This is a genomic window from Paenibacillus hemerocallicola (assembly GCF_006265175.1).
GTDB lineage: Bacteria > Bacillota > Bacilli > Paenibacillales > NBRC-103111 > Paenibacillus_AB > Paenibacillus_AB hemerocallicola.
Genome location: NZ_VDCQ01000030.1, coordinates 76,147 through 85,046, shown reverse-complemented (window position 1 = coordinate 85,046; position 8,900 = coordinate 76,147). Strand labels below are relative to the sequence as shown.

Below are 8,900 nucleotides of genomic sequence, written 5' to 3'. Positions count from 1 at the left end.
AATCGTGTTGTTTTTAAGATTTTAGCGGTTACAACACGATTTTAAAGTCAACCGCTTCGCTTTCCGCACATTTCCCCCACTTCTTTTTGTATGACAACTCTCTCTTTTTGACTTTTTCAACAACCAGATATTTTCCATCTCGGCTTCGAAAGGAGCCGCGACAAAGCTCGGAGCGACAGCGCCGCCCCCGTGCCCTTGATTCGCGGCGTCTCGTTTTCGTCATGGTTAACCCCGGAAATGATTAAATCCGTTAACGAGCAATGCCGCGAAGCTTATCGCAACGGACTCCCCAACCGCCGTCCCGAATCGACGCAAACGCGCGCCTGGACAGGCGCGCGTCGGGAGCCATATACGTAATGCGACCTTCTGTCTTCCTTATTATAAATCAAGCCGGCGGCAGGCAACAAATGAGAAGTCTGTGAACGCGCCGCCGTCACGGCCGGGCCGGGATCACCGACTCGCGGTACCATTGCGACTGCAGCGACCACAGCCGCGCATACTCTCCGCCGGCGGCGAGCAGCTCGTCATGGGTACCGAGCTCGATCAGCCGGCCGCCCTGCATCACCATGACGCGATCGCACAATCTGGCCATGCCGAGCCGGTGCGAGACGAGAACCGCGGTCCGGCTGCCGGCCATGGCCGCGAACCGCTCGAACACGTCCGTCTCCGCCTTCGGATCGAGCGCCGCCGTCGGTTCGTCCAGCACGACGAGCGGGGCATCGCGCATGAAAGCGCGGGAAATCGCCACGCGCTGCCATTGGCCGCCGGACAAGTCCGTTCCCCCCGTGAACTGGCGGGTCAGCATCGTCTCGAAGCCGTCGGACAGCGCACCGGCTACTTCATCGGCGCCCCCGAGGGCGGACGCCTCCCGGATTGCCCGCTCATCGCCGATCCGCTCCGCCCTTCCCAATCCCACATTATCACGGAGCGTGAACGCATAACGGGTAAAGTCCTGGAAGACCGCGGCGGAACGGTCGCGCAGCCTTTTCAGATCGAGCTGCGCCAAGCTGCGGCCGCCATAGCAGACGCTGCCCCCGCTTGGCTCATATAGGCCAAGCAGCACTTTCACAAGTGTCGTCTTGCCCGAGCCGTTGCTCCCGACGAGCGCGATCCTCTCGCCCTCGCGGAGCGTGAAGGAGATGCCGCTCAAGCTGTCGCGATCGCTTTGCGGATACCGATACGTCAACTGCTCGACGCGGATATCTCCGAGCCCCGACGAGTCGGCCGCTTCGCCGCCAACCGGCTCCTCCGGCTGCAAGTCCACATAAATGAACAAATCTTCAATCTGCAGCAGCCTGTCGCGAAAAAAGCCCAGCCTTCCGACGATTTGCTGCATGCCATCCTGCATCGACTGCAGCGCAAACAGCATGGCGCCGAACCCGGCGGCGGACAAGCTCCCCTCCGCGACCGTCCACGCCGTCCAGCCCGCTCCGGCGGCCAAACCGAGCATGCCGACGCCGGACAAGCCCGCCCGCGTATACTGCTGCGCCCGCTCCTGCCTGTACAACGTATCCGCGACGCCGCGGTAAAGCGTCTCCCACCGGCGGAGCAGCCAGGGCGAAGCATCGAACGTCCGCACCTCCTTCGCCGCCGCCCGGGACGTCAACGTGCCCGCCAAATAGCTCATTACCCTCTCCGGCTCGGTCTGCTTGCGCTTCAGGAAGAAGGCCGATTTGGCTTGAATGAAGCCGGCGATCGGCTCCGGCAGCGCGACGATCACAAGCGCGAGCAGCAGCCACACGTTCCACGTGCCGACGAGCAGGGCAATGGAAACCATTCTTACTACAGCGGTAAGCATCCTGTAAAACTCCCACAGCAGGTTCAAAAATTGACCGGGCCCGGCAATCCGGCGCGCCCGCGTCAGCAGGTCTTGAAAATCCGACCGCTCGAACGCTTCCAAGCGAAGCCGGGCCGCCTTGTTTTGCAGCTGCCGCAGCAAGCTGTCCTCCATCTCCTGCCGGATCCGCTCCGTGTACAGCGCTTCGACCGGCCGAAGCAGCGTGGACAGCAGCGATATTGACGCCCACGCCGCGATCCATTCCAGCAAAGGCCGCACGCCCGACGTACCGTCGTATACATGCATCATCTGCCCGAATATGCGGGAGGCCATATAAATCTGAATCGCCGGAAAGACGCCCTGCAGCATGTTCAAGCCGATCGAGATCAAGGCGCGCCGCGGGTCGGTAACGACAATCCATTTCACGAAGCGAAACAGCGTGACGAACACGCCGAGACGTTTTATCGATACCATCCGGACTGCACCTCCCACATTTGCGCATACGCGCCCTTGGCCGCGATCAACTGCTCATGGTTGCCGTCCTCGGCGATGCGGCCGTCCTGTAGGACGATAATCCGATCGGCCAGCCGTGCGCTGCCGAGCCTATGGCTGATAAGCAATACCGCCCGATCCGTGGCGGCCGAGACGAACTGCCCGTAAATGTCGGCTTCCGCCTTTGCGTCGAGCGCCGCTGTCGGCTCGTCGAGCACGAGCAGCTGCGGGTCCCGCATGAACGTCCGGCTGATCGCGATGCGCTGCCATTGCCCTTCCGACAGCTCGCGGCTGCCGTCGTACAAACGCCCGATCGGCGTATCGTAGCCTTGGGGCAGCTCCGTTATAAATTCGTCGGCACCGCCTCTTGCCGCCGCTTGCTTGATCCGCTCCAGCTTCTCCGGACCGTCCGCCGCTGCCGCTCCCGCCGTCTCGCCCAACGCCACGCTCTGCGCCGCGGTAAACGCGAACTTGTAATAGTCCTGGTAAGCGGCGCATACGTTCTCGTGCAGACTTTCCGGGGAAATATCGGCATAATCGACGCCGTCCGCCGTCAGCGTGCCTTCATCGGGCTTGTACAGTCCGAGCAGCAGCTTGACCAGCGTGCTTTTGCCCGCGCCGTTCTCCCCCACTAGCGCTACGCGTTCTCCGGGCCGCAGATGCAGATCCAGCCGCTGTAAAATCGGACGCTCCCTGCCGGGATACGAGAAGGAGACTCCGTTCAGCCGGATGCCCTCGGTAAGCGGAGCGGGAAAAAGCCGTTCCCCCCGCGTCCTCTCGTCGACCGGAATTTGCAAAAATTCGCGCACGTAGCCGACATCGATCGCGTTTTTATGCAAAATGCCGATCCCGAAGCTGATGCTGCCGGCGCCTGCATTCATCTTGCCCACGCCCTGGAACAGCGACATGAAAATGCCGGGCGTGATTCGCTGCGGGGCAAGCCATAGGCCGAGGGCGACCACGACGGCCGTTTCCGTTATCCAATAGAGCAAACTCGAAGGGATTCCCCTGAGCTCCATCCCTTTCTTCACCTGCATCGCTTTGGTCCGCTGCTCCCGCCTGAGCGACTCCCATCGCCCGGAAAGCGTACCGGACAAATCGAATACGCGCATCTCCTTCTGCTCGGCACGGCCCGTCAACAAGCCGCTCACATAGGAGGCCCGTCGCTGCTCCTCGGTCTGGTCGTATGTGAAGCTCATCCATTTCCGCGAGCTTTTGGCGCCATGCACCGCTCTCGGCACGATGACGGCGACCAAGGCGACGGCAAGCCACGGCGATACGTTCCAGAAAATAGCGGCGACCCCGATGACGCTGATTACGCCTTTTCCCAAGGTCAGCACATACAGAAACATGTCGGACGTCTTCCTGCCCGGATCGGAGCTGCGGGTCAATCGGTCATAGGAAGCGCTTTCTTCGAAAAACGTCAGCGGCAATGCCGAGGCATGGACGAGACGCCGCCTTTCCAGCTCTTGCTGGAGCTTCTGGCGCAGCCTTGTCAGCACAGGATCGCGGAACTTCCACAGCACATCGTGGGCAAGCAGCAGCGAAGCCGCAAATGCGACTATCCAGGGAACGACGGCGTCAAACCCTTCGCTCCCCCTGCCTGCCGCTTGAATTACCGCATCGATGAGATGCTGCGTCACATAAATGGAAAATACCGGGGCCAAGCCTTCTAGCACGGCAAGTCCGATCAGTACCGAAGCCTGCAGCGGAGCCACTGCAGCTATGGCTCCCGCCATCCAGCGTGCGCTTGCCGCCATTTCCTTCGCATTGCTCGTCTTGCCGAAGTTCAGTTCGTTCAATCCCAGTCCTCCCTTAGCGTAATATACATACTATATTAGGTAAATTAAGGGAATTACAAGGCTGTTTTTGTTTATATTCATGTGTTATAATAGACACAGGAAAAAGAACGGATTTGCTTCGGATCGAGCCGCCGCGTGCGGCTTTTTTTTGTTGTGCCTGCATGCAAAAAAAACGCAGACGGCCCTAAGGCCGCCCACAGTATTTAGTATACATCGAACCGATCGTCTCCCAAGCTCGTCGGATGCCGGCCTCCGGGTCCCAGTTGTACTTGGGCGAGACTTTAGCAACGCGCGATCTCTTGCTGGCTGCTGTCGGCTTGCCCTATTAAAGCGAAGCGAAGGAATAACGGAAATAGATTCCGCTATTAACCCGTAACCAAGCGGCAGCCGCCAAATAAAGGAGCTGTGTTCCGTTATTGCGCCGTTTGCGGCCCGTTTCCTCTCGGAGGGCCGTCTTAACGGAACTCTGTTCCGCTAGCTTCGGAAACACGACCGAAACCGTTGCATTAGCGGAAATCCGTTCCGTTACGAACCGGAAGGCGCCGTGCGAACATGGCAGGCCAATCTTGCCGGCATAGAAAAAAGCGGCCCCCGCTCACCGCGGGCAGCCGCCTCGTAGATCCTGACGAACGCTCTTTTACTCGTACCACCAGGAGGGAAGCGCTTCCCTCTCCTGCTCCAGCAGCTCCTTGATGATGTTGTCCGCGTCGCCGATCGAATTGACGAGCGGGTCGGTCATCATTGCCCTTCTAAGCTTGGCGAAGCTGCGCTCCACGACGGCTTCCGCAGTCAGCTCGTGGGTATCCAGAACGAGCTCCTGCATCCCGCGGATGCCGCGCGGCATCTCGCCTACCGGCAGCGGCTTGACGCCGTCCAGCGTAACCTCGCAGCACAGCTCGAGGAACGCGTCGCCGTTCATGTTGGACACGGCTCCCCGGTTCAGCGTGTTGATATAATACGGCTTGCCCAAGCCGCCGACCATATTTTCGATAATATCGGTCGCGTGATCGGGACCGAACGCCGTCCGGTATTCGGAAATCGGCCTGCCCCCGCTTACAAAATCGTCGACCTGCTTCCACATGGCGTCATGCCGCTTGTATCTCTCCTCGGTTTCCCATATATGGAGCTGCGGAATCGGTTCGACCGTTTTGCCGAGACCTTGCCAGTAGCGCAAATATTCCTTCGTATGGGCTACGCATGTAGGGACATAACCGAACACGTTGTACAGTTCGTACCCGATGGCGTCGTTATGGGCCGCCTTCGCTCCGCGGTCTCCTCCGTCCGTGCCCGTCTCCGCGGCCCGGCGCAGCGATTCCGCAATCAGCGGAGCTACGTCGCGTCCGTCGAATTCGGCCTTCAGCAGCCAAGTGAAATGATTGACCCCGGCGATCCGGAAATCGAACCGTCCGGCTACGTCCTCCGTATACTCCTTCGCATCCGCGATTATCCCGGCGCGCTTCAAATAGTTCCGCTTCACATGCGGCATATGCAGGCCGTCGCACAGCGCGAAGCTTTTCAGGCTCGGCGCATACCGGCTCAGAGCGATGCCGTGCACGGCCGACGGATTGATGTAGTTGATCACCCAGGCGTCGGGACAGATCTCCTCGATATCCCGCACGCATTCCATAATGACGGGCAGCTCCCGCATCGCCCGGAATATGCCGCCCGGCCCGATCGTATCGCCGGAGCACATGCGAATGCCGTATTTTTCCGAGACGGCGCAATCGATGCCCCGATACTTCACCGTATCTTTGGCGAAGCTCAGAACGACGAAGTCCGCGTCCTTCAATACGTCCCGGCGGTCCGTGGAGCCTTCCACCGTCAGCCGGACGCCCTGCTCCTCGGCCACCATGCGGGCCAGCTTAAGCAGCTTGGCGAGTCTCGCTTCGTCGGTATCCACCAAAGCCAAGGTTCCGTTGTTCAAATACGGTGACGTGACCATTTGCCAAATCGATTGTCGTCCGAAAAACAAGCTTCCCGCGCCTAAAACTACAACCTTCGGTTTCAACAGCTTGACATCGTTCATTGCCTATCCCTCCACAATCCGTTTGATTTCATCTTCATTATAAAGGGATCGCCGGGAAGTGAAATGGACTGTAGTTTTACTATGATGTCAAATAGTACGATCAAATAGAAAGCCTGATACATGTGGTATACTGTTAGTATGGCAATATGTCTAAAAGTGTGAATATAAGTTAAGAAAAACATTGCTGATCGAAGCCTATCCGGTTAAGGACGTCCGAGCTTTGGAAGGCCGGTGAACAGCTTGGGGAAGCTGACATTTTCAGGCTGTTGAGAACGTGCACAAGCCCTAAATAACTCGACACGATAAGCACACCCGACCGTTCGGAGTTTGCGCGAAAGGAGACGCTCTTAGCATGGCTAATCAAACGGATTCCTTCCATCTGTTCAACGAGCTGTCGGAGCACGTTACGCTTCGCATCGCTTCATGCAGCGCGCTCTACCACCCGCCCCATTGGAGCGAGAGCAAGCAGCATCCCGATTACGACCTGTGGATCGTGCTGGCCGGCACGGTCAACCTTCGCATGGGCGGCGTTTCCGGGTCCGCCAAGCCCGGCGATCTGATCCTGTTCTATCCGAACGTCCCGTACTCCGCCTCCACTGGGGAGGACGGCTGCCGGTTCCTCTACGTCCACTTCGACTTCGGGATCGGCGACCGCTCGCGCATATTGGACGATTTCAGCTTATCCGGCATCGTGCCGGGAGCTTTCGTGTCGGAGGAGGCCGCGCTGTTTCGCCGGGCTTTCGAGCGGTACCGCAACCGTTCCGCCGTATCGAGCGTCCGCCTCAAAGGCTGCTTGACCCTGCTGCTATCCCGTATTATCGAGCATGCGGCCGAGTCGGGCGCATCCGGCTTCGATCCCTCGCCATCGACCGCATTGCCGAAAAAGGGCACGGTACGGCATATGGATGCGCTGCAGCCGGTATTCGGCTATTTGCACGAGCATCTTCAACGTCCGATCGCCATTCGGGAGCTCGCCGAGCTGATCGGGATGTCCGAGAAATATTTCATCACCTATTTCAAAAATACGGTCGGCGTCACGCCGGGCTACTATTTATACCAGGTGCGGATGAACCGAGCCCGCGATTATTTGTATCTCGAGCAGTATTCGATCAAGCAGATCGCCGAGCTGCTCGGCTACCCCGACCCTTACACGTTCTCGAAGGCGTTCAAAAAGTATTACAACCGGCCGCCCTCGCGTTTCGTGTAGCAAATTTGGACCTCCCCCTCCGGTTCGTTATAATAGAAGGTGAAGATGACTTGGAACAGCCGCATAACAGGACTACGGGAGGCGATACGATGTTTGTCGTAACGAATACGATCCGGATCAAAGCCGGACACGGAAAGCAAGTAGCGGAGCGGTTCGCGGCCGCGAAGGGCGTACAGCAAATGCCCGGCTTCCGCCGCATGGAAGTATGGCTCGGCGAAGGCAAGGAAGGCGAAGAAGAGCTGAAGGTGTGCACCGTCTGGGAGAACGAGGAAGCGTTCAAGGGCTGGACCTCCAGCGAATCGTTCCGCGAGTCTCACCGCGGCGGCGGCGACAGCCGCGAAGTGATGCTCGGCGCTTCTTTGAACAAATATGAGCTGGTCGTCTCACACGGCAATTAACTAGCAGAAGGCCTCCGACTCCGCAGCCAGCGGAACCGGAGGTTTTCTTTTTGCAATGCAATCGTGCTCGCACTACGCCTCGCAGCTCCCGGAGCGTGTGACGTCGCATGACTGCGGCCGCCCGCAAACGACTAATCATTTGTTGCAATCTTTATCATGATTTGTTCGGCCGATCACAAAAAATGACAATTGCGCGGTAGTCTCCGGCTATTCCATACTGGTGACGTAACGAACTCCGCTATGCCAAATTCGATTAAGCGAGGAGAATCGGCTATGAAACAAACCGTTGACAGCTGGCAGCGATTTCAGCAGACGTGGGACGGGGTGCTTAATTTTTTGATGGAAGGCGAGTGCGTTCCTTTCGCCTACGACATGCCTCCGCTCGAGCGGATCGTCGAGACGCTCCGTCAAGATCCGGACAGCCGCATCACTTCCGGGGCAAAAGGGGACTCGCTCGAGCTCACCGATATCGCGGAATCGTTCCGCAAGCTCCCGATCGAGGAAGCGCTGCGCTCCCCGTTCGCGCTCGCCCACTTCAAGCTGGACCGTTTTTTCGGCGGCGGGCAGCTGTTGGACGGCTTTGAAGAATGGGTGATGACACCGTGGAAACGCGCGCTCGCCGACGCCGGCTTTACATGGACGCGATGCTACCCGATCCTGTTCATCAGCGGTCCGAATCGGATGACCAACTACCATCTCGACTACTCCCACGTGCTGGCCTGGCAGCTATACGGAACGAAGCTGTTCTCCGGGCTCAAGGACCCCGACCGCTGGGCCCCTTTCGATACCCGGCTCCACTGCAAGGGCGTCCGGCGACCTCCGGGCATTACGCCGGAAGACGAGCTTTCCTACGAGATGACGCCGGGAACCGTGTTATGGAATACGTTTTTGACTCCGCACTGGGTCGCGGCCTCGGACACGGCAGCCTGCAGCATCAACATCTCGCACGGAGGATTGCGGTACAAGGGCAAGCTGTGCCGCCACGAGGAAGAAGTCGTGCAATGGCAGCAGGAGCATCCGGAAGCGGAGCGGGTGCTGCATTAGCGACAGCGAGAGCCACTTGCCGGGACAAGCGTCTCGGCTTTTTTTTCGTTGCACGCCCGACAACGTGCGAATCCAGTTACGCTTAACTCGCACCCGAACGACAAGGCAGCGTAAGTCAACCCAGGCTCGCCGTCTCACCGCTCCGTGGCCGATC

6 protein-coding genes are annotated in these 8,900 nt (G+C 58.9%); 3 read left to right on the top strand and 3 right to left on the bottom strand.

Annotated features, from left to right (window positions below; genetic code table 11):
- Positions 1–433 precede the first annotated feature (433 nt).
- The 3 genes from FE784_RS20780 to FE784_RS20770 all read right to left on the bottom strand — a co-directional run bounded on the left by FE784_RS20780 (position 434) and on the right by FE784_RS20770 (position 6,097).
- Complete coding sequence (locus FE784_RS20780; protein ID WP_139604149.1) at positions 434–2,251, bottom strand: ABC transporter ATP-binding protein; 1,818 nt, start codon at positions 2,249–2,251, stop codon at positions 434–436.
- On the bottom strand, positions 2,239–4,071 hold the full coding sequence (locus FE784_RS20775) for an ABC transporter ATP-binding protein (protein ID WP_139604148.1): 1,833 nt from the start codon (positions 4,069–4,071) through the stop codon (positions 2,239–2,241). Before FE784_RS20775 ends, FE784_RS20780 begins: the two co-directional genes overlap by 13 nt.
- 637 nt (positions 4,072–4,708) lie before the next feature.
- Positions 4,709–6,097 carry a family 4 glycosyl hydrolase gene (locus FE784_RS20770; protein ID WP_139604147.1) on the bottom strand — a complete coding sequence of 463 codons (1,389 nt, stop codon included), beginning with the start codon at positions 6,095–6,097 and terminating at the stop codon, positions 4,709–4,711.
- 352 nt (positions 6,098–6,449) lie between these two features.
- Between FE784_RS20770 and FE784_RS20765 the strand changes: the two genes are divergently transcribed.
- From FE784_RS20765 to FE784_RS20755, 3 genes are all read left to right on the top strand, one after another.
- Positions 6,450–7,304: an AraC family transcriptional regulator gene (locus tag FE784_RS20765; RefSeq protein WP_139604146.1), complete on the top strand. Its 855-nt coding sequence runs from the start codon at positions 6,450–6,452 to the stop codon at positions 7,302–7,304.
- 89 nt (positions 7,305–7,393) lie between these two features.
- Positions 7,394–7,702 carry an antibiotic biosynthesis monooxygenase gene (locus FE784_RS20760; RefSeq protein ID WP_139604145.1) on the top strand — a complete coding sequence of 103 codons (309 nt, stop codon included), beginning with the start codon at positions 7,394–7,396 and terminating at the stop codon, positions 7,700–7,702.
- Between the two features lie 273 nt (positions 7,703–7,975).
- Positions 7,976–8,746, top strand: coding sequence for a hypothetical protein (locus tag FE784_RS20755; protein WP_139604144.1), 771 nt, complete (start codon positions 7,976–7,978; stop codon positions 8,744–8,746).
- Positions 8,747–8,900: the final 154 nt, after the last annotated feature.